This is a genomic window from Dietzia sp. Alg238-R159 (genome assembly GCF_900537145.1).
Taxonomy (GTDB): Bacteria; Actinomycetota; Actinomycetes; order Mycobacteriales; family Mycobacteriaceae; genus Dietzia; species Dietzia kunjamensis.
This window is the reverse complement of the sequence record NZ_UNRI01000005.1, coordinates 1-21,180: the sequence shown is the minus strand read 5'-3', so window position 1 is coordinate 21,180 and position 21,180 is coordinate 1. Positions and strand designations below refer to the sequence as shown.

At 71.2% G+C, this 21,180-nt stretch carries 14 protein-coding genes and 2 rRNA genes; 7 read left to right on the top strand and 9 right to left on the bottom strand.

All coding sequences use genetic code 11. From position 1 onward, the window contains the following. The first annotated feature begins 12 nt into the window (after window positions 1-12). From G6R20_RS12475 to nirD, 4 genes are all read left to right on the top strand, one after another. Window positions 13-1,680 (top strand): DNA repair helicase XPB, encoded by a 1,668-nt coding sequence (locus G6R20_RS12475; RefSeq protein ID WP_069390399.1) that lies wholly within the window; start codon window positions 13-15, stop codon window positions 1,678-1,680. A 53-nt stretch (window positions 1,681-1,733) separates the two neighbouring features. Further along, window positions 1,734-2,420 carry a DUF3239 domain-containing protein gene (locus tag G6R20_RS12470; RefSeq protein WP_163376603.1) on the top strand — a complete coding sequence of 229 codons (687 nt, stop codon included), beginning with the start codon at window positions 1,734-1,736 and terminating at the stop codon, window positions 2,418-2,420. A 217-nt stretch (window positions 2,421-2,637) separates the two neighbouring features. Then, a complete protein-coding gene (nirB, locus tag G6R20_RS12465) occupies window positions 2,638-5,190 on the top strand; it encodes a nitrite reductase large subunit NirB (RefSeq protein WP_163376602.1) in 2,553 nt (850 codons plus the stop codon). Between the two features lie 154 nt (window positions 5,191-5,344). Continuing rightward, entirely contained in the window at window positions 5,345-5,767 is a 423-nt protein-coding gene (gene nirD, locus G6R20_RS12460) for a nitrite reductase small subunit NirD (RefSeq protein ID WP_096905950.1), read from the top strand. A 234-nt stretch (window positions 5,768-6,001) separates the two neighbouring features. Here nirD and G6R20_RS12455 read toward each other — a convergent pair whose 3' ends face one another. The 4 genes from G6R20_RS12455 to G6R20_RS12440 form a co-directional block, all read right to left on the bottom strand. Continuing rightward, window positions 6,002-7,126, bottom strand: coding sequence for a uroporphyrinogen-III synthase (locus tag G6R20_RS12455; RefSeq protein ID WP_205475874.1), 1,125 nt, complete (start codon window positions 7,124-7,126; stop codon window positions 6,002-6,004). A gap of 128 nt (window positions 7,127-7,254) precedes the next feature. Continuing rightward, on the bottom strand, window positions 7,255-8,772 hold the full coding sequence (locus tag G6R20_RS12450; protein WP_163376600.1) for an FAD-dependent oxidoreductase: 1,518 nt from the start codon (window positions 8,770-8,772) through the stop codon (window positions 7,255-7,257). Continuing rightward, a complete protein-coding gene (locus G6R20_RS12445; RefSeq protein ID WP_163376599.1) occupies window positions 8,769-10,940 on the bottom strand; it encodes a molybdopterin oxidoreductase family protein in 2,172 nt (723 codons plus the stop codon). Before G6R20_RS12445 ends, G6R20_RS12450 begins: the two co-directional genes overlap by 4 nt. Before the next feature lie 40 nt (window positions 10,941-10,980). Next, on the bottom strand, window positions 10,981-12,417 hold the full coding sequence (locus G6R20_RS12440) for a nitrate/nitrite transporter (protein WP_163376598.1): 1,437 nt from the start codon (window positions 12,415-12,417) through the stop codon (window positions 10,981-10,983). A 166-nt stretch (window positions 12,418-12,583) separates the two neighbouring features. On the opposite strand from G6R20_RS12440, the gene G6R20_RS12435 reads away from it, so the two are divergent. Together G6R20_RS12435 and G6R20_RS12430 are read left to right on the top strand one after the other, a co-directional pair. Then, the gene (locus G6R20_RS12435; protein ID WP_163376597.1) at window positions 12,584-13,195 is read left to right on the top strand and encodes a hypothetical protein; all 612 of its coding nucleotides are present in this window, start codon (window positions 12,584-12,586) and stop codon (window positions 13,193-13,195) included. A 43-nt stretch (window positions 13,196-13,238) separates the two neighbouring features. After that, the gene (locus G6R20_RS12430) at window positions 13,239-14,390 is read left to right on the top strand and encodes an aminotransferase class I/II-fold pyridoxal phosphate-dependent enzyme (protein ID WP_119193402.1); all 1,152 of its coding nucleotides are present in this window, start codon (window positions 13,239-13,241) and stop codon (window positions 14,388-14,390) included. A 50-nt stretch (window positions 14,391-14,440) separates the two neighbouring features. Here the strand turns inward: G6R20_RS12430 and G6R20_RS12425 are convergent, their stop codons facing one another. The 3 genes from G6R20_RS12425 to G6R20_RS12415 form a co-directional block, all read right to left on the bottom strand. After that, window positions 14,441-14,902, bottom strand: a complete 462-nt coding sequence (locus tag G6R20_RS12425; RefSeq protein WP_119193401.1) for a MaoC/PaaZ C-terminal domain-containing protein — start codon at window positions 14,900-14,902, stop codon at window positions 14,441-14,443. Window positions 14,903-15,077: 175 nt separating this feature from the next. Then, the gene (locus tag G6R20_RS12420) at window positions 15,078-17,267 is read right to left on the bottom strand and encodes a 3-hydroxyacyl-CoA dehydrogenase NAD-binding domain-containing protein (protein ID WP_132063576.1); all 2,190 of its coding nucleotides are present in this window, start codon (window positions 17,265-17,267) and stop codon (window positions 15,078-15,080) included. Window positions 17,268-17,304: 37 nt separating this feature from the next. Then, window positions 17,305-18,516 carry an acetyl-CoA C-acetyltransferase gene (locus tag G6R20_RS12415; RefSeq protein WP_096905959.1) on the bottom strand — a complete coding sequence of 404 codons (1,212 nt, stop codon included), beginning with the start codon at window positions 18,514-18,516 and terminating at the stop codon, window positions 17,305-17,307. A 137-nt stretch (window positions 18,517-18,653) separates the two neighbouring features. On the opposite strand from G6R20_RS12415, the gene malQ reads away from it, so the two are divergent. After that, a complete protein-coding gene (malQ, locus tag G6R20_RS12410) occupies window positions 18,654-20,843 on the top strand; it encodes a 4-alpha-glucanotransferase (RefSeq protein ID WP_205475865.1) in 2,190 nt (729 codons plus the stop codon). Window positions 20,844-20,873: 30 nt separating this feature from the next. On the opposite strand, the gene rrf is transcribed toward malQ, so the two are convergent. Then, window positions 20,874-20,990, bottom strand: a 5S ribosomal RNA gene (rrf, locus tag G6R20_RS12405). A 91-nt stretch (window positions 20,991-21,081) separates the two neighbouring features. Continuing rightward, a 23S ribosomal RNA gene (locus G6R20_RS12400) occupies window positions 21,082-21,180 on the bottom strand; the annotation flags it as partial.

Genomic DNA, 21,180 nt, shown 5'->3' with positions numbered 1-21,180 from the left:
AGGAGGGCCGGAGTGAGTGGTGGACCGCTGATCGTCCAGTCGGACAAGACCGTGCTGCTGGAGATCGACCACGATCAGGCGAACGACGCGCGCCAGGCGCTGGCCCCGTTCGCCGAGCTGGAGCGCGCCCCCGAGCACGTCCACACCTACCGGATCACGCCGCTGGCGCTGTGGAACGCCCGGGCCGCCGGCCACGACGCCGAGCAGGTGGTCGACGTGCTGGTCAACTTCTCCCGCTTCCCCGTCCCGCAGCCGCTGCTGGTGGACATCGCCGAGACCATGGCCCGCTACGGCCGGCTCCAGTTGGTCAAGAGCCCGGTCCACGGACTGACCCTGGTCTCCCTGGACTCCGCAGTGCTCGCCGAGGTCAAACGCCACAAGAAGATCGCCCCGATGCTCGGCGCCGACATCGACACCGACACCGTCGTGGTGCACCCGTCCGAGCGCGGCCGCCTCAAGCAGGAGCTGCTCAAGGTGGGCTGGCCCGCCGACGATCTGGCCGGGTACGTCGACGGCGAGGCCCACGACATCGACCTGTCCACCGAGACCGAGCCCTGGGAGCTGCGCGACTACCAGCAGATGGCCGCCGACTCGTTCTGGGCGGGCGGCTCGGGTGTCGTCGTGCTGCCCTGCGGCGCGGGCAAGACGATGGTCGGGGCGGCCGCGATGGCCAAGGCCAAGGCCACCACGCTCATCCTGGTGACCAACACCGTCGCCGGTCGGCAGTGGAAGCGGGAGCTGTTGGCCCGCACCACGCTGACCGAGGACGAGATCGGCGAGTACTCCGGCGAGCGCAAGGAGATCCGCCCGGTCACCATCGCCACGTACCAGGTGGTCACCCGCAAGACCAAGGGCGTCCACCGGGCGTTGGAGCTGTTCGACTCCCGCGACTGGGGGTTGATGATCTACGACGAGGTGCACCTGCTGCCCGCGCCGGTGTTCCGGATGACCGCGGACCTGCAGTCCCGGCGCCGGCTCGGGCTCACCGCCACCCTGGTGCGCGAGGACGGCCGAGAGGGTGACGTCTTCTCCCTCATCGGACCCAAGCGGTACGACGCCCCGTGGAAGGACATCGAGGCGCAGGGCTGGATCGCCCCGGCCGACTGCGTCGAGGTACGGGTGACGCTCACGGAGAACGAACGGATGCTCTACGCCACCGCCGAGGCGGAGGACAAGTACAAGCTGTGCTCGACCGCACGGACCAAGATCCCTGTGGTCAAGAGCATCCTCGCCAAGCACGCCGGCGCCCCGACCCTGGTGATCGGTGCCTACCTCGACCAGCTCGAGGAGCTCGGCGACGAGCTCGACGCCCCGGTCATCCAGGGCTCCACCTCCAACAAAGAGCGTGAGAAGCTCTTCAACGCGTTCCGCGCCGGGGAGATCTCCACGCTCGTGGTGTCCAAGGTCGCCAACTTCTCGATCGACCTGCCCGAGGCCAGTGTGGCCGTGCAGGTGTCGGGGACGTTCGGCTCCCGGCAGGAGGAGGCGCAGCGGCTGGGCCGGCTGCTGCGGCCCAAGCACGACGGTGGCCAGGCACACTTCTACTCGGTGGTCTCGCGCGACACCCTCGACGCCGAGTACGCCGCGCACCGGCAGCGGTTCCTCGCCGAGCAGGGGTACGCCTACCGGATCATCGACGCCGACGACCTGCTGGGGCCGCCGATCCCCGAGGTCGGCTGACGCCGGCGGCCACCCGCGGGTCCGGTCCGGACGGTTCCTGGGATACTGGACCCATGGCCGTCGATCGCACCCCCCGCGCCCCGCACGAGCAGTACCGCCTCGCCGACATCCCCGTCGACGACGCCTGGGTCCGCAAGCACAACGAGAGCCTCGCCGAGGTGCGGCGGCTGCAGTGGTCCGCGGGCATCCTCGGTGTGCTCGTCCTGGGCGCGGCCGTGGGCCTGCTCATCTACTCCGGCTTCGAGGCCTGGGCCTGGATCGTCGCCGCGCTGGCCGGGGTCTTCGCTCTCGGATGCCTGGCGATGATCGGGTACATCCCGCGCAAGATGGGCTCGATGCAGCGCACCTACGCCACCTCGGAACTCGTCCCGGCCATCATCGCCGAGGTGCGCCCCCGCGGGCTGACCCTCCTGGCGCTGGTCGACCGTGCCGTCGACCGCTCCGCCGGAAAGCTCCCCGCGCTGGCCGTCCGCAGCTGCGAGAAGCTCCCGGGTCACGACGTCCGCGTGGGCGAGCGCGTGCCGTGCGTGGCCGTGGTCGGCAACCGCAGCGCCCGCGGCGGCGACAACCTGTACCAGTTCATCTCACCCATGCCCGTTGCATGGGCGACCTCCGACAAGGCCGTCCTGCGCCGACTCGAGAAGGAGATCCCCTCCGGCGAGTGGGAGCGGGTGCGCCAGAACCTCGACCGGGTGGACGAGGTCTCGGCCACGCCGACGAGCCTGCTCCCCCTCGACTGAGCGGCTCCCCCTCCCCCGGCATCTGCGCAAGCGACCGCCCTCACCCGGTTCCCGGCATCCGCGCGCCCTCGGCACGCCCGCACCCGTAGCCCGTCCGCGGCCTCACCCGCCGCCGGGTCCCCTGTGAACTAAGCGTCACGGGACCGTGATCCGACGCCACAGTTCCGCAACACCGCCTTCCTAGCCTGATCGGTACAGGCTCGAAGGAGGTCCAGGAATGACTGAGCACATCGTCGTCGTCGGGCACGGGATGGTCTCCCACCGATTCGTCTCCACCCTCGGCTCGCGGTACGCCGACACCGACCTGGCCGTCACGGTGATCGGCGAGGAACCCGACCCCGCGTACGACCGCGTGGGCCTCTCGGCCTATGTCGGCGCCTGGGAACGTGCGGCCCTGCACCTCGAGGACGCCCGCCACTCCGCCGACCCGAGGGTCACCGTCCGCTCGGGACACCTCGTCACGGCGATCGACCGATCCGCGCGGCAGGTCGAACTCGACTCCGGCGAGCTCATCTCCTACGACACGCTGGTGCTGGCCACCGGCTCGCGCGCGTTCGTCCCGCCCGTGCCCGGTCACGACCTGCCCGGCTGCCATGTCTACCGCACCCTCGACGACCTCGACGCTATCCGCGCGGCCGCCGAGACCGCAGGGCCCGGCGCGCACGGCGTCGTGATCGGCGGCGGGCTGCTCGGCATCGAGGCCGCCAATGCGTTGAGCCTGATCGGGCTGACCCCGCACGTCGTGGAGCGCAACGACCGGCTCATGCCCGTCCAGGTCGACGGTCGGGGCGGCGCGCTGCTGGGCGACCTCATCCGCGACCGTGGCATCGAGGTGCACCTGAGCGTGACCGACACGGTGATCGAACCGCGCGACGGTGCGGACGGTGACGGCGGGGTCCGGGTGACCCTGACCGGCGACGACGGCGAGACGACCGCGGTCGAGGCAGCGGTCGTGGTGTTCTCCGTCGGTGTGCGCCCCCGTGACGAGCTCGCCCGAGGGGCCGGGTTGGCACTGGCCGAGCGGGGCGGCGTGCTGACCGACCGGGCGTGCCGCACCTCGGACCCGCACGTGTTCGCGATCGGCGAGTGTGCGGCCATCGAGGGCACCTGCTACGGCCTGGTCGGACCCGGGTACGCCTCCGCCGAGGTGGTCGCCGCCCGGCTGGGCGACGGTCCGGGCGCCGACGCCGAGTTCACCGGCGCCGACCTCGCCACCAAACTCAAGCTCATGGGGGTCGACGTGGCCAGCTTCGGCGACGCCCACGGGCGCACGCCCGGCTGCCTCGAGTTGGTGGTGGACGACCCCGTCACGCGCACCTACTCCAAACTCGTCCTCAGCGACGACGCCCTGACCCTGCTCGGCGGGGTGTTCGTCGGGGACGCGGGCCCGTACCAGCTGCTCAAGCCGCTGCTCGGGCGCACCTTGCCGTCGTCCAATCCCCTGTCCCTCATCACTCCCGGCGCCGCGGCGGACGGCGGCGGTGTCGGCGTGGAGTCGCTGCCCGACGACGCCCAGATCTGTTCCTGCAACGCCGTCACCAAGGGCACGCTGCGCGACGCGATCTGTGGCGGGGCGTGCGACGTCCCGGCACTCAAGGCGTGCACCCGCGCCGGCACCTCGTGTGGGTCGTGCCTGCCGCTCATGCGTCAGGTGCTCGAGGCCGAGGGGGTCGAGCAGTCCACGGCACTGTGTGAGCACTTCGACCAGTCCCGCTCGGAGCTGTTCGAGATCGTCACGGTCACCGGGATCCGGACCTTCTCCGGCCTGATCGGGCGCTTCGGCCGCGGCTCCGGCTGCGACATCTGCAAGCCCACAGTCGCCTCGATCCTCGCCTCGACCAGCTCCGACCATGTTCTCGACGGCGAGCAGGCCTCGCTGCAGGACACCAACGACCACTTCCTGGCCAACATCCAGAAGAACGGCACGTATTCGGTGGTCCCGCGGATGCCCGGCGGGGAGGTCACGGCCGATCAGCTCATCGTGATCGGCGAGATCGCACGCGACCACGACCTGTACGTCAAGGTCACCGGCGGCCAGCGGATCGATCTCTTCGGCGCGCGTGTCGAGGAGTTGCCGCAGATCTGGCGACGCCTGGTCGACGCGGGCATGGAGTCCGGTCACGCCTACGGCAAGTCGCTGCGCACGGTGAAGAGCTGCGTGGGTACCTCGTGGTGCCGCTACGGTCAGCAGGACTCCGTGGGGATGGCGGTCCTGCTCGAGACCCGGTACCGCGGGTTGCGGGCGCCGCACAAGATCAAGATGGGCGTCTCCGGCTGTGCCCGCGAGTGCGCCGAGGCGCGCGGCAAGGACGTCGGGGTGATCGCCACCGAGACCGGTTGGAACCTCTACGTCGGTGGCAACGGCGGCGCGACCCCGCGGCATGCCCAGCTGCTGGCCGGGGATCTCACCGACGACCAGCTCATCCGCTACATCGACCGCACGGTGATGTTCTACGTCCGCACCGCCGAGCGCCTGCAGCGGATCGCACCGTGGCTGGAGTCGCTCGAAGGCGGCATCGACCATCTGCGTGAGGTCGTGTGCGAGGACTCACTAGGGCTCGCGGCCGAGCTCGAGGGCCGGATGGAATCGCATGTCGAGGGGTACGTGGACGAGTGGGCGGCCGTCCTGGACGACCCCGACAAGCTCGGCCGGTTCGTCTCCTTCATCAACGCCCCCGAGGCGCCCGACCCCACCGTGCAGTTCGAGGAGCGCGACGGCCGCAAGGTGCCGGTCCTGCTCGGTTCGCCGTCCATGCCGGCCCGCGTCTGACGGTCCCGCGCCGGACACCGGCCAGCTCTGCCGGCCACCCCGCCCACGACTCCTGCTCACCAGCTCCGCCCACCATTTCCGCCCACCACTTCCGCCCACGACTTCCGCTCACGACTTCCGCTCACCAGTTCCGCCCACCAGGAGGAGATCCGTCATGACCACCACCCAGCTGTTCACCGCCACCCGCCCCGCTCCCGCATCGGGCGCCGCGCGCCCCGCCGAGATCGCCGTCTGCCCGGTCGGCCGCCTCATCCCGGGGCGTGGGGTCGCCGCCCTGCTGCCCGACGGCCGCCAGGTGGCGGTCTACAAGATCGACGACGACGAGGTCCGCGCCCTCTGCAACATCGACCCCGTCGCCCGGGCCGCCGTGATGAGCCGCGGCCTGGTGGGCGACCGCGCCGGCGAACCCGCGGTGATCTCACCGATCGGCAAGCAGGCCTATGCGCTCGCCGACGGTCGCGGCCTCGACGACCCCTCGCACGGACTCTCGGTGTTCCCCGCCCGGGTCGCCGCCGATGGCACGGTGTTCGTGGCTACCCAGCCCGCCGTCCGGCATGCCCGCGTGATCGCGGCGTAGTCCCCAGGCCCTGCGCGCCGCCGGCCCGGCCCGGCCCGAACCAGGGGCAGCGCACCCACTCGCGGGTGCGCTGCCCCTTCTGCGTGCGCTGCCCCTTCTGCGTGCGCTGCCCCGTCTGCGTGCCCCGCCCCGCTGGCGTGCGATGGCAGAATGCACATTCACTGGCGGGTTACGCTGCGGGTTCGGACCATTCAGGGCGCATAGGTCGAGGAGTCCGCAGGACCGGCGGCGCCTTTAGATGCTGAGTCGGTATCCGCGCTTGACGACGGTCGTCACGAGGTCGGGAACGCCGAGCGCGCGCCGCAGGCGACCCATCGCGGTCTCGACGGCGTGCAGGTCGGTGCCGTCTCCGGGGAGAGCCGCGAGCAGGTCATCGCGGCTCACGCAGGCCCCGGGGCGCCGGGCGAGGGCCCGCAGCAGCGCGAGCTGGGCCGGGGTGAGCTCGACGAGTCGACCGTCGACCAGTGCGGCCGCCGCACACACGGTGAGCTCGTGCCCGGCGACCTCGATCGGCGCGGTCCGGGCGGCGAGCTCGTCGGTGGTGTGCCGCATGAGTGACCCCAGCCGCATCCGGTCCGGGCTGGTGAACGGCACACCGAGCTCGGCCAGCGGCGCCGCGGTCACCGGCCCCACGCACAGCGCGGCGACGGGCCCGTCCAGCGCCTCGAGCAGGTCGTCGAACACGCCCAGTGCCTCGGCACGCTTGAGCACCGCCACCACCGCCGGGGCCGCGGTGAAGGTCACGCCGTCGACGCCCTGCGCCGCGATGGTCCGCACCAGATCGTCGAGTGCCGCGAGATCGTCGGGCAGCTCCCAGCGGTAGACGGGCACCTCGATCACGTCGGCACCCGCCTCGCGCAGACCGTCGAGCAGCACGGACATCGGGTTCCACCCGGAGCCGGCGCCCTGGATCTGGACGCCGATCGTCAGGCCCTCCACGCCGCGCTCGAGCAGCATCTCCAGCAGCTCCGGGCTGGCCTCGCTCTTGGCCGAGGCGTGCTCGCGCAGGCCGGCGGCACGGATCGCGCCGGTGGTTTTGGGTCCGCGGGAGTACAGCGGGACCGCGCCCATCAGCTCGAGCAGGTCGTCGGCCAGGCCCCATTCCTCGCACACCTGCATCCACCAGCGCACGCCGGCCGCGGTCGTGAGCACCATGAGGTCGGCGGGCGCGTCGAGCAGGCGCCCGGTGGCCTCGCGCACCACCGTGTCCTCGGCGATGGGGATCATGTGCATCGCCGGGGCGTGCAGGACGGTGGCCCCGCGCCGCTCGAGGAGGGTCCGTTGTTCGGAGGCCCGCCGGGCGGCGGTGACGGCGACAGTGCGTCCGAGCAGCGGGAGATCGGGTTCGGAGGTGGTCACGTCGGAATCGGTCACTCCCCCATCATGAACGAGGCGTGTGTCCGGCAGGTTTCCCTCCACCGCCTCGTCCGCCCCCGCCGCAGCACCGCACGCCCCCGCCGCCGCGTCCCGTGCCCGCGCGTCCCCCGTCATCCCGCCTCCTGTAGCCATCCACATATCCCGTCGACCGCCGACGAGCACCCACCGCAGCCCGTCCCGGCGCGGGTCCGCTGCGCCAGGGCATCGTTGTCGCGTGCCCCGTCGGCCCAGGCCGCGACCAGGTCCCCCTTGCTCACACCGTTGCAGCGGCAGACCACCGCCGCGGCCGGCATCGTCGACGGGGTCTGTGCGGCCACCGCCTCGGCACGTCCCAGCACCACCGACACGACGTCGTCCGGCACGGGAAGAGCGTTCTCGAACAGCTGCGTCAGTGTCCCGACGGGCTCCGGGTGCCCCACCAGCGCCGCCCCCACCACCCGTCCCCCCGCCACGTCGACGCGCGCATACCGGCCGCGGGCGGGTTCGCTCAGGGTCGTGACCTCGATGGGCGCACCGGTGTCGGGGCACCGCGATCCGTAGACGTCGGTCGCGAGCGAGCCCAGGGCGACCACGTCGAGCCCGTGGGCCTTGAGCCTGGTCACCTCCGCGCCCCCGAGATATCTCGCCTGCGGGTCCGCGCCGCTGAGCCGGGCGGCCAGCGCCACGGCCTGGTCCCAGGCGGGTGCGACCAGTCCGCTGACGACGCCCCGGTGCTGCGCGCAGTCGCCGATCGCGGAGATGGCGGGATCGCTGGTGGTCAGCTCGTCGTCGACGACCACGCCGTGGCCCACCTCCAGCCCGGCGTCGCGTGCGAGGTCTGTCCGGGGCGCGGACCCGGCGGTGAGCACGACCGTCCGGCAGCGCACCTCGCCGTCGTCGAGCGTCAGGGTGACGCCGTCCCACCTCGTGGCGCGTACGCCGGTGAGCACCCGCACCCCGAGCGCGGCGAGGGCGCGGACCAGTACGGCGCCGGCGCCGGCGTCGAGGCACCCGTTCATGGGCCGGTCGCGGGGGTGGACGACGACGACGTCGTGCCCCGCCCCGGCGAGTGCGCAGGCGATCTCCAGGCCGATGAAGCCCGCACCGACGACCGCGACCGGGCCGGGGTGTGCGGCGAGATGAGCGGTCAGTTCTCGTTGACCCGCGGCATCCCGGAGGGTGAACGCGCCGGGCGCCAGACCACGGCCCGGGCCGCGGATGCCGTCGACGGGCGGGATGCGGGGTGCGGCTCCCGTGGCCAGGACCAGGTGGTCGTAGCCGATGCGTTCGCCGTCGGCGAGCTCCACCTCGCGGCAGGCGCGGTCGATCGCCGCGACAGGTGTAGAAGTCCGGACCGTGATGTGGTGACGCTCCCACCACCCGACGGGTTTGAGTCGGGAAACCGGCGCGGGCGCGACGGCGGCGGGGGCCGCGGGGGCCACTGCCGGCGCGTCGGGGGCGGCGGGGGCGGCGACCGGCCGGGCCGCGACGGCGTGGGACAGCATGATTCGGTTGTACGGTTCCTCCGCTTCCGCGCCCAGGACGGTCACCGACAACCGCTCCGGGTCCGGCTCGCCGACGCGCAGTTCCTCCGCGAGCCGGGCGGCGGCCATCCCAGCGCCCACCACGACGACGCGGCGCGCGCTCATGCCGCCTCCAGCCGGACCGCGCACACCTTGAACTCGGGCATCCGGCTGTGCGGGTCGAGCTCCGGCAGGGTGAGCAGGTTGGCCCGGCCGTCGCCCGGGAAGTGGAACGGCAGGAAGACGGTGTCGGTGCGCATGTCCTCGTCGCAGCGGATCACGGCCTCGACCGCGCCCCGCCGCGACACGATGCGCGCGGGATCACCGTCGACCAGGCCGGCCGCGCGTGCCACGACGGGGTGGACCTGCACCCACATGTCCGGTTCGGCGTCGGCGAGCTCGGCGACCCGGCGGGTCTGCGCGCCGGACTGGTAGTGCGCGAGCAATCGCCCGGTGGTGCCGAGCAGCGGGTACTGCGAGTCGGGTGGTTCGGCGGGTGCGCGCGGTTCGTCCACGACGAACCGGGCGCGGCCGTCGGGCGTGGCGAAGCGGTCGAGGAACAGGCGGGGCGTGCCGTCCGGCGAGTCGGCGCCGCACGGCCAGTGGAGTGCCTCGCCGGCGTCGAGTCGGTCCCAGTCGATCGCCGAGTAGTCGGCCTTGCCGCCGGCGGAGGCGCGGGCGAGCTCGCCGAACACCGCTCGCGCGTCGGGCGGGAACCGCTCGGGTCCGCGGTCCAGGCGGCGGGCGAGTTCGTGCCAGATCCACAGTTCGTCGCGCACGCCGGCGGGCGGGGTGACGGACCGGCGTCGCCGCAGCACCCGGCCCTCGAGACTGGTGAGCGTGCCCTCCTCCTCCGCCCACTGGGGCACGGGCAGGACGACGTCGGCCAGCGCGGCGGTCTCCGAGAGGACGAAGTCGGCCACGACGAGCGTGTCCAGCGCGCGTAGCCGCTCGGTCACCCGGTCGGCGTCGGGCGCGGAGACCACCGGGTTGGAGGCGTGGAGCAGCATCGCGGTGGGCCCGCCCGGCCGGCCGAGCGAGTCGAGTAGTTCGAACGCCGACAGACCCGGCCCGGGAATCTGCTCCGGGTCCACTCCCCACACCCCGGCGACGTGCGCGCGGGCGGCGGGGTCGGTGATCATCCGGTACCCGGGCAGCTGGTCGGCCTTCTGCCCGTGCTCGCGGCCGCCCTGCCCGTTGCCCTGCCCGGTGAGGGTGCCGTAGCCGCTCCCCGGACGTCCCGGCAGTCCCAGCGCCAGGGCGAGCGCGATGGCGGCGCCCACCACGGCGGTGCCGTCGGCGTGCTGCTCGGCGCCCCGGGCGGTGAGGATGTACGACCCCGCCCCGGCGTCACGCGCGCGGGCGAGCAGGGCGACCGCCCGCTCGAGGTGGGCGACCGAGACGCCGGTGACGCGCTCGGTGCGGTCGGGGAGCCAGGCGGCGGCGTGCGCCCACGCGTCGGAGAACCCGCTGGTGCGCTCGGCGATGTACCGCGTGTCGACCGCGCCGGTGACGACGACGAGGTGCAGCAGTCCCAGCGCGAGTGCCGCGTCCGTGCCGGGGCGCAGTCGCAGGTGCACACCGCCCCCGTCGAGGGCGCGCCGCGCGGTCGCGGTGAGCCGCGGGTCGGCCACCACGAGCCCGCCCGCGCGTGCTGCCGTGTCGAGGTGCTGGAGGAACGGAGGCATGGTGTCGGCGGGGTTGGCACCGATGAGCATCACGGCCCGGGCGTCGGTGAGGTCGGTGACGGGGAACGGCAGTCCGCGGTCGAGGCCGAAGCTGCGGTTCGCGGCCGCCGCGGCGCTGGACATGCACCAGCGGCCGTTGTAGTCGATGAGCCGGCTGCCCAGCGCGAGCCGGGTGAACTTGCCCAGCTGGTAGGCCTTCTCGTTGGTCAGGCCGCCCCCGCCGAACACGGCCACACCGTCGGGCCCGCCCGCGGCCTGCGCACGGCGGATCCCCTCGGTCACGCGGTCCAGGGCGGTGTCCCAGTCGCACGGCTCCAATCGCCCGTCGTGACGGATGAGCGGGGTGGTGAGCCGGCCCGGGTGATCGAGCAGCTCTCCCGACGTCCACCCCTTACGGCACAGCCCGCCACGGTTGGTGGGGAACCACGCGGGCGCCACCTCGACCGCCTCGGCCGGGTCCGCCGCCGGCGTCACCGTCATCGCGCACTGCAGGGCGCAGTACGGGCAGTGCGTGTGGGTGGGCCGGTCCCCGCCGGGGCCCGCCTCAACGGGCTCGGGCACCGTCGTCAGGTTCGGCACCTCCTGGCTGCTGCGAACGGTCGTCATGGTGCTCTCCTCGTCGTCGTCGTCCCCTCGTCCCCGTCGGTCAGCGCGCGGCCGGCACCGGACGTGCGGCCCGGCCCTGTTCCGACGCGGTGCGGGATGCCGCGGCCCCGGCCCCCGTCGGCGCGGCGCTCGGACGCCGGAGGTACACCGCCCGCGTGACGAGCGCCGCCACCACGTAGAAGACCGTGAACGCCACGAACGCCCAGGTCGCGGACCCCGATGACTGGTAGGAGCTGCGCAGGGTCATGTTGATGAGGAACCCGCCGAACGCGCCGACCGCGCCGGCGACCCCGATGAGGGCGCCCGAATGCGCGCGCGACCACGCCGCCCGGGCGGCCTCCGGCAGGTCCAGGCCGCGGCTACGGGCCTCGTAGACGGTGGGGATCATCTTGTAGACCGAGGCGTTGCCCATCCCGGTGAGCGCGAACAGGGTGAGGAACGCCGCGAAGAACAACACCAGCGCGCCGCCGGACAGTCGGCCGCCGTCGGCCGCCTGCATGCTCGAGGTGACGATCAGCGCCACCGTCGTCGCGGCCATGCCGAGGAAGGTCACCAGGGTGACCCGGGCACCGCCGAAGCGGTCGGACAGGCGGCCGCCCAGCATGCGGGTCAACGAGCCCAGCAGCGGGCCGAGGAATGTGATCTGCGCGGCGTGGAGAGCGGCGTCGGCCGGGGACTGCCCGTTACCGGTGAAGGTCATGGTGAGCATCTGCCCGAAGGCGAAGCTGAACCCGATGAACGAGCCGAAGGTACCGATGTAGAGCAGGGACAGCACCCAGCCGTCGCGGTCGCCTGCCACGTCGCGCATGCTCGTCACGTCCACGGTGTGGTGTTCGAGGTTGTCCATCTTGCATGCCGCGCCGATGCCCGCGACCACCAGCAGGACCAGGTACACCGCGATCACCCAGTGCGGCGAGCGGTTTCCGGCCGCGGCGATCACCACGAGCCCCACCACCTGGATGGTGGCCACGCCCAGGTTGCCGCCGCCCGCGTTGAGGCCCAGCGCCCAGCCCTTCATGCGCTGCGGGAAGAAGGCGTTGATGTTGGTCATGGACGAGGCGAAGTTGGCGCCGCCCAGGCCCGCGAGGGCGCCCACCACCAGGTACAGCCACAGCGGCTGCCCGGGATTGGCCATGATCCACAGCATCGCCCCCGCCGGGATGAGCAGCACGAACGCGGAGAACATGGTCCAGTTGCGGCCGCCGAAGGTCGCGGTGGCCAGCGTGTAGGGGATGCGCAGGAACGCGCCGGTGAGGGTGACCACCGCGGAGACCAGGAACTTGTCCGGCGCGTCCAGGCCGTAGACGTCCGTGGGCATGAACAGCACCATCACGGCGAACAGGGTCCACACCGAGAACCCCACGTGCTCGGCGAACACCGACCAGTACAGATTGCGCATCGCGGTGCGCCGGCCTCCGGACTCCCACTGGGCCGTGTCCTCCGGATCCCAGTCCTCGATCACGTGCGAGCGCGTCATCGCTACACCTCTCCCCGGTAGCGGGCGCCCCGCCGGCGCCCTGTGCCACGCCACCGTAGGAATCCGCTGTTTCCCCTGCGCTACCCGTCGTGACGGTCCCGTCACGGTGTACTCACGTCTGGCGGTTCGGCCTGTGAGGGTGCCGCTCGCGTGGTCGACTGGGTCCATGTCACGCACCGTCACACAACTCCGCCGCGTCGCTCTCGCCGCGGTCCTCCTGGCCACGCCGCTACTCGGCCCCCTCGCGACCGCGCCCGCCGCCCTCGCCCAGTCACTCGACGATCCAGCCTGGCCCGCCGACCGCCCGTTCCCACCCGCCACCGACGGCCCGTTCGGATGGGCCGAGCTCTCGTACTGGCCCTACGCCGTCGCGCCGTCGGATCCGCAGTTCTGGGCCCCGAACGGAGCACCCATGCGCGTGCTCTCCCCGTTCGGCACGGACACGGAGATCTGGTGCTCGAACTACGTGTCCCAGGGATCGGACTGTTGGCAACGCGACCCCTCGGGGACGCCGCACCGGCTCCACCGCATCACGGTGCTCTCGGACGTGATCACCGGATCGACGGGGTCCGCGGCCGACGGGAGCGTCCGGGGCGCCTACGACCTGGCCTACGAGCGAGGATGGCCCACCACGTCGGGCGGTATCGGAGTCCCCGCCGGCACCATCCCCGGCTCGACCACCACCACGTGGGTCTCGCTGATGCCGCTCTCCCCGTTCGGCGCCGACTCCCGGGACTTCGACGTGTGGGTGCACCCGGGGTTCGTGCCCGGCAGCTGAGTAACCTGGGACGGTCGAACCCGCTGCGAAAGGATCCGCCGCCGTGCCGTTCCCCCTGGATGTCCCCGAGTCCGAGCTGCGTAGACGGCGGAGCCAGAAGTGGGTGGCCTACCCCGAGGACGTCCTGCCGCTGTTCGTGGCCGAGACCGACGTCCTGCTCGCCCCGGCGATCCGGGAGCGCCTCGCCGCCGCGGTGGCGGACGGTGACACCGGCTACTTCGCCGAGATCGAGCGCCTCGCCGGGGTGTGCGCACGGTACTACTCGCGCTTCGGGTACGACGTGCCGGAGGACTCGGTTGTGCCGGTCAACGACGTCGGCGTGGGCGTGCGGGAGACCCTCGCCCGGACCATCCCGGCCGGGAGCGGCGTGGTGTACACGCCGCCTGTGTACATGCCGTTCGGACCGTGGATCCGGCGCGTGGGGATGACGCCGGTCGCGGTGCCCCTGGTCGACCACGACGGCGAGGACCCGCGACTGGACCTGGCGGGCATCGAGCAGGCTCTGGCAGACGGGGCCCGGGCCGTGCTGCTCAGTCACCCGCACAACCCCACGGGCGTTCTTCACGGCCAGGCAGAGTTGGCCGAGCTCGCCGACCTGGCCGCGCGGCACGACGCCGTGGTGGTCTCCGACGAGATCTGGGCGCCCCTGGCCACGCCGGGAGTCGATTTCACCTCGTTCCTGGCCGCCTCCGACACCGCGCGCGAGGTGGGGCTGGCCATCTCGTCGGCGTCCAAGGCGTTCAACCTCGCCGGACTCAAGTGCGCGTTCGTGATCAACGGCAACCCGGAGCGGTTCCACGTCCGGCGCTCGGCGCTGTCGGGCGCCGTGGGGCACTTCGGGGCACTGGCCGCGGAGGCCGCGTTGACCGGGTCACTGGAGTGGCTCGATGAGCTGCGTGCCGCGCTCGCGTCGAACCTCGATCTGATGGAGCAGCTGCTGGCCGAGCACCTTCCCCGCGCGCGGTGGCGTCGGCCCGACGCCGGGTTCGTGGCGTGGATCGACCTGCGCGGCTACCCGGGTCTGGGCGACGACCCGGCCGCGGCGTTCCTCGACGAGGGCCGGGTGGCGCTGAGCCCCGGGCCGGCGTTCGGCACGGAGGGCGAGGGCTTCGCCCGGGCGAACTTCGCCTGCTCCGCAGAGCTGCTCACCGAGGCGTTCGTGCGGATGGGCCGGGTCGCCGCAGAGCGCGGCTGACGCCGGATTCCACGCGCTCGCGCGGATCGGGTTCGGGTCCGGCCCCGCCGTCACCCGCCGGCGGCGCCACCGTGGCCGCGGCGCCACAGGAACACCGTCATCGTGGCGGTGAGGACGGTCCGCGCGTCCTGATCGTGCATCTCGATGTCCATCCCAACCCGCCCCCTCGCCTCGTCGAGGCTCACCTCGGTCACGGTGGCCGTGCCACTCAGCGTGGCGCCCGGACGCACCGGGGCGGTGAAGCGCAGGCGGTCGAATCCGCGCCCGGCGATCACGGCCGACCGTGAGTAGAACGCCTCCACGCTGAGCTTCTGGAGGATCGCCAGGGTGTGGATGCCGCTGGCGATCACGCCTCCGTGGTGCCCGGTCGCAGCGGCGGCCGGGTCCGTGTGGAACCACTGGGGATCCCACTCGGACGCGAAGTCGACGATCTCCTCCTCCGAGAGGGTCATCTCCCCGAGTCGGATCCGATATCCACTGTGCAGATCGTCCGCTGTGATCAGCCCAGACATCTCGCGTTCCCTTTCTGCGAATCGGCCATGGGGACAACGGCCCCGAACGCCCTCCCGCGCGAGGTGGTGCACACGTTCCGCGACACCGAGAGGCGTTCGCACGCGCCGGGATGCTCGTACGGCGGCCGCCCCGGTATCCCCGGGACGACCGCCGTACGGGCCGTGTGGGAGGAGGTCAGCCCTGCTCGGCTGCCAGCTTCTTCAGCGACTCGGTGGGCGAGAAGCGCTCACCGTACTTGGCGGCCAGCTCATCGGCACGGGTGACGAAACCCTTGTACCCGGTGGCGATCTTGGCCCCCGGCTCGGAGTAGTTCTTGGCGTACTGGCGGGTGCCGCCGGTCCACGCCGGGAATCCGATGCCGATTATGGAGCCGATATTGGCGTCCGCGTCGTCGACGATCACGCCCTCGTCGACGCACTTCTGCGTCTCGAGGACCTCTGCGAAGATCATGCGATCGATGAGATCCTGGAGCGGGGGTGCGTTGTCCGGGGAGGTGTTGAACGCCTCGCGGAGACCCGACCACAATCCGGCGCGCTTGCCGTCGGCGTACTCGTAGAACCCGGCGCCGGCGGCGCGGCCGGAACGCTCGAGCTCTTCGACCATCTTGAGGATCACCTGGTCGACGGCGTCGGGGACGAACTCCTCACCAGCGGCCTCTGCGGCGTCGCGGGTCGCCTGACGGATCTTGACCATGAGGTTGAGGTTCAGCTCGTCGGACAGCTGCAGCGGGGCCGCCGGGTAGCCGGCGATGCGGCCGGCCTGCTCGATGGTGGCGGGCTCGATGCCCTCGGCCAGCATCCCGATCGCCTCGTTGACGAACGTGCCGATGACCCGTGAGGTGTAGAAGCCACGCGAGTCGTTGACCACGATCGGGATCTTGCGAATGGCCAGCGTGAGGTCGATCGCCTTGGCCAGCGTCTCCGGGGTGGTCTTGTCACCCTTGATGATCTCGACCAGCTGCATCTTGTCGACGGGCGAGAAGAAGTGCAGGCCGATGAAGTCCTCGGGCCGCTTGACGCCCGTGGCGAGGTCGGTGATCGGCAGGGTCGAGGTGTTGGAGCCGAGCAGCGCGTCGGGGGCGACGATGTCCTCGATCTCCTGGAACACCTTCTTCTTCAGCTCGGGCGACTCGAAGACGGCCTCGATCACGAGGTCGCACCCCGCCAGGGCCTGCGGGTCTGTCGTGGGGGTGATGCGGGCGAGCAGGGCGTCGGACTTCTCCTGCGTGGTGCGACCGCGCTCGAGGGCCTTGGCCTCGATGCTCTCCGAGTACGCCTTGCCCTTGTCGGCGGAGGCCTGCTCGACGTCCTTGAGCACGACCTCGATGCCGGCCTTCGCGCACACGTACGCGATGCCGGCGCCCATCATGCCGGCGCCGAGGACACCGACCTTCGTGAACTGGGTGCGCGGGATCTCCGAGCCGTCGGCGGCCTTGGGCCGGGCCCCGCCCGAGGAGCAGTGCTGCATGTCGAAGAAGAACGCCTGGATCATGTTCTTCGCGATGGGGCCGGTGACGAGGGACACGAAGTAGCGTGCTTCGATCTTCTCGGCGGTGGCGAAGTCGACCTGCGAGCCCTCTACGGCGGCGGCCATGATGGCGCGCGGTGCCGGGGAGGGTGCGCCCTTGGTCTGCTTGCGCATGTTCGCCGGGAACGACGGCAGGACGCCGGCCAGCGCCGGGTCACTGATGGTGCCGCCGGGCAGGGTCCAGCCCTTGCGGTCCCACGGCTGGCTCGCCTCGGGGTCGGTCTTGATCCAGGCCTTGGCTGCGTCGAGGAGCTTCTCGGGCTCGACGACCTCGTCGACCAGGCCGGCCTTGAGAGCCTTGTCCGGGGCGAAGGACCGGCCGGACATGAGAATGTTGGGCACGGCCTGCGCGAGGCCGAACATGCGGACGGTGCGGACGATGCCGCCGCCGCCCGGCAGCAGCCCGAGGGTGACCTCGGGCAGGCCGACCTTGGCGCCGCGGGCGTCGGCCATGACGCGGTGGTGGCAGGCGAGCGCGAGCTCGAGGCCACCGCCCAGGGCCGCGCCGTTGAGGGCGGCCACGACCGGAACGCCGCAGGTTTCAAGAGCGCGCATGCGGCCCTTGATGCTCATGGACCGCTCGAAGAGCTCGTCGGCCTGGTCGGGACCGGCCTTGATCATGGACTTGAGGTCGCCGCCGCCGAAGAAGCTCTTCTTGGCGGACGTCAGCACAACGCCCTTGATGGACTCCTTCTCGGCCTCGATGCGGTCGACGGTGGCGGAGAAGTCGTCGATGAACCGGGCGTTCATCGTGTTGGCGCCGTGGTCGGGGTCGTCCATGGTGAGGGTGACGATGCCGTCGCCGTCCTGCTCCCACCGGAACATGTTTTCGCTCACTGGTTTTCTACTCCTATGCCTGTGGTGTCGGTGCGGGTCAGACGCGTTCGATGATGGTGGCCACGCCCATGCCGCCACCCACGCAGAGGGTGATGAGGGCTCGTTTGCCGCCGGTGCGCTCGAGCTCGTCGAGCACCGTGCCGGTGATCATCGCGCCGGTCGCGCCGAGCGGGTGCCCCATGGCGATGGCGCCGCCGTTGACGTTGAGCTTCTCGTCGGGGATGTTCATGTCCTTCTGGAAGCGCAGCACGACGGAGGCGAAGGCCTCGTTGAGCTCCCACAGGTCGATGTCATCGGGGGTCAGGCCGGCGGTGGCGAGCGCCTTCTTGGCCGCCGGGGTGGGCCCGGTCAGCATGATGGTGGTGTCGGCACCGGAGGTGGCCGCGGCGACGACGCGGGCGCGCGGGGTCATGCCCATCTCCTGCCCGGCCTTCTCCGATCCGACGACCACGAGTGCGGCGCCGTCGACGATGCCGGACGAGTTGCCACCGTGGTGGACGTGGTTGATCTCCTCGACCCAGTGGTACTTCTGCAGTGCCACCGCGTCGAATCCGCCCATGTCGCCGACCATGGCGAAGGACGGCTTGAGCTTGGCCAGGGCCTCGACGGTGGTGCCCGGGCGCATGTGCTCATCATGGTCGAGGATGGTGACGCCGTTGATGTCCTTGACGGGCACGACGGACTTGGCGAAGCGCCCCTCTTCCCATGCGCGGGCGGCCAGGCGCTGCGAGCGCTCGGCGTAGCGGTCCACGTCCTCGCGGGTGAACCCCTCGAGGGTGGCGATGAGGTCGGCGCCGATCCCCTGCGGGGAGAAGTAGGTGTCGTAGTTGGTGGCCGGGTCCAGAGCCCAGGCGCCGCCGTCGGAGCCCATCGGCGCCCGGGACATCGACTCGACACCACCGGCGAGGACGACCTCGTCCCACCCGGAGCGGATCTTCTGCGCTGCCATGTTGATCGTGGTCAGACCGGAGGCACAGAAACGGTTGATCTGCACACCCGCGACGGTGTCGGGCATCTTGGCGGCCAGCGCGGCGATCCGCGGCAGGTCCATGCCCTGATCCCCCGTCGGGGTGACGATCCCGTAGATGATGTCGGAGATCCGGTTCTCGTCGAGATCGGGGAAGCGACGCCGCATCTCCTCGATGAGGCCGACGACCAGGTCGATCGGCTTGACCCCGTGCAGAGCGCCGCCAGGCTTGCCCTTGCCTCGCGGAGTCCGGATGGCGTCGTAGATGAATGCCTCGGTCATGGGTGGTCCACGGCCTTTCTCTGAGCGAGCTGATACGTGTTCCGCTTCACACTACGCTGTGCCCACCGGACGGTTCGGACTGCGGTCCGTTTCTGCACGAGACTCACTGGGCTCGCTCCGGTGGCACAGTGGGTCCCGTGACCGAGAACCACGCCGTATCCCCTGCCCTGGCCGAGCTCGCCGATGTCTGCGGCGTCGCATCGAGTTACGAGGACGCCGACGGCGTCCGTCGCGAGGTCCCGGCCTCGACCCTGCGCGCGGTGCTCGCCGCGATGGGCGTCGAGGTCGGCGGCGACGACGACGACGAGGGCGGCGTCTCCGAACGTGAGGCACTCGGTGCTGTTCGTCTGCGCCCCTGGCGACGTGTGCTGCCACCGACGCTGGTGGCGCGTGAGGGCACCGCCATCGGGTGCCCGGTCCACGTCCCGCGCGGCGCGATCGTGAATGTCGAGGTCCTTCTCGAGGACGCCGACGTGCCGTCGACGTTGCTCCCCCTCGACGAACCCCGGATCGCCCGGGATGTCGACGGGGTGGCGATGGAGCGGGTCACTCTGGCGGTCCCCGATGATCTGCCCGTCGGATGGCATCGCGTCACCGCAGTGGTCCGAGCCCCGGACGGCACCCGCCACTCCAGTGAGTGCACCCTGCTAGTCCATCCCCGCGCGATCCCCGTGCCCGCCGGACTCGAGGAGCACCGTGCAGTCGGGTTGGCGGCACAGATCTATCAGGTCCGGTCGGAACAATCCTGGGGCGTCGGCGATCTGGCCGACCTCGGGGACCTCGCCGGGTGGGCGAGCCGCGACTTCGGCGCGGACTTCGTCCTGGTCAACCCCATGCATGCGGGTGAGCCGTTCGTGCCGGTCGGTCCGTCGCCCTATCTCCCGACGACCCGCCGGTTCGCCTCCCCCCTGTACCTGCGCCCCGAGCTCGTGCCGGAGTACTCCGCCCTGTCAGTCGCCGACCGCCGTCGCGTGGATGACCTGGCCCGCACCGCGGCTGCGACCAACACTGTGGACACGATCGATCGCGACAGTTCGTGGACCGCGAAGCTCGAGGCGTTGCGCATCCTGTTCATGGTCCCGCTGGCTCGCGCCCGGGCCGACTCGTTCGACCGGTTCGTCGATGAGCAGCCCGGGATTCTGGGCTTCGCCACGTGGTCCGCGCTGGCCGGTGACCACGGCCCCGACTGGTCCACCTGGCCGGAGGAACTCCGGGATCCGGGCTCGGAGGCCGTCGCGGGTTACGCCGACGAGAATCCGGAAGAGATCCGTTTCCACCTGTGGTTGCAGTGGTTGGTCGCGGAGCAGCGGGCGCACGCCCAGCGCGAGGCCCTTGCCGCGGGGATGCGTCTCGGGGTCCTGCACGATCTGGCGGTGGGGGTCCATCCCACGGGCGCCGATGCGTGGTCGCTCCACCATTCACTGGCCCGTGGGGTCTCGGTGGGTGCTCCCCCGGACGCCTATAACCAACGCGGTCAGGACTGGTCGCAGCCGCCGCTCCGTCCGGACGCCCTCGCCGAGGAGGGCTACCGTCCCTTCCGCGACATCGTCCGCGCGGCATTGCGGGATTCAGGCGGCGTCCGGATCGATCACATCCTCGGCCTGTTCCGGCTGTGGTGGATTCCCCGGGGCGCGGCTCCGACCGAGGGCACATATGTCCACTATGACCACGAGGCGATGCTCGGAGTTCTCGCACTCGAGGCGTCACGGGCCGGCGCGGTCGTGGTGGGCGAGGACCTGGGAACGGTGGCTCCGGGGGTCCGCGAGACGCTGTCCGAGCTCGGGATCCTGGGCACGTCCGTGATGTGGTTCGAGCAGGACGAGGACGCCCCGATCCCGCCTGAGGACTATCGACGGCTGTGTATGGCGTCGGTGACGACCCATGATCTCCCGCCGACCGCCGGCTACGCCGACCTCGTCCATGTGGATATCCGCGAGGAGTTGGGACAGTTGACGGGCGACAGCGCCGAGGAACGTCGTGGTGCCGAGGCCGAGATCTCGGCCTTCACTGCTGTCGTGCGGGAGCGTGGCCTGCTCGACGGGGACTCCCCCGATGATCTGGTCGTGGCACTGCATCGATTCGTGGCCGAGTCGCCGTCGCTGTTGTTCGCCGTGTCGGTGGCGGATCTCGTGGGTGATCGCCGTGCGGTGAATGTTCCGGGGACGTCGGATGAGTATCCGAATTGGAGGGTGCCGTTGTCGGGTCCCGGTGGTGAGGTGGTGGGTGTGGAGCAGTTGCGGGGTTCGTTGTTGGCGCGTCGGGTGATGGGTGCTGCCGGCGGTCGGGGTGTTGTGGGTGGAATGACGAGAGCCCCGAGTCACCGGTGAGGGTGATTCGGGGCTCTCGTGTGAAGTTGTGTTCGGCGGTGACCTACTCTCCCACACCCTCACGAGTGCAGTACCATCGGCGCTGGCAGGCTTAGCTTCCGGGTTCGGAATGGGACCGGGCGTTTCCCTGCCGCTATGGCCGCCGTAACTCTGTGAAACAAGGCCCACGTGTTTTTGCGTGGGTGTGTTGTTTCAGATACTGCACAGTGGACGCGTTGCGATTCTTTAGGGGCTGTTTGTGTGTAAGCCCTCGGCCGATTAGTACCGGTCACCTGCACGCATTGCTGCGCTTCCAGTTCCGGCCTATCAACCCCATGGTCTGTGGGGGGCCTTAACC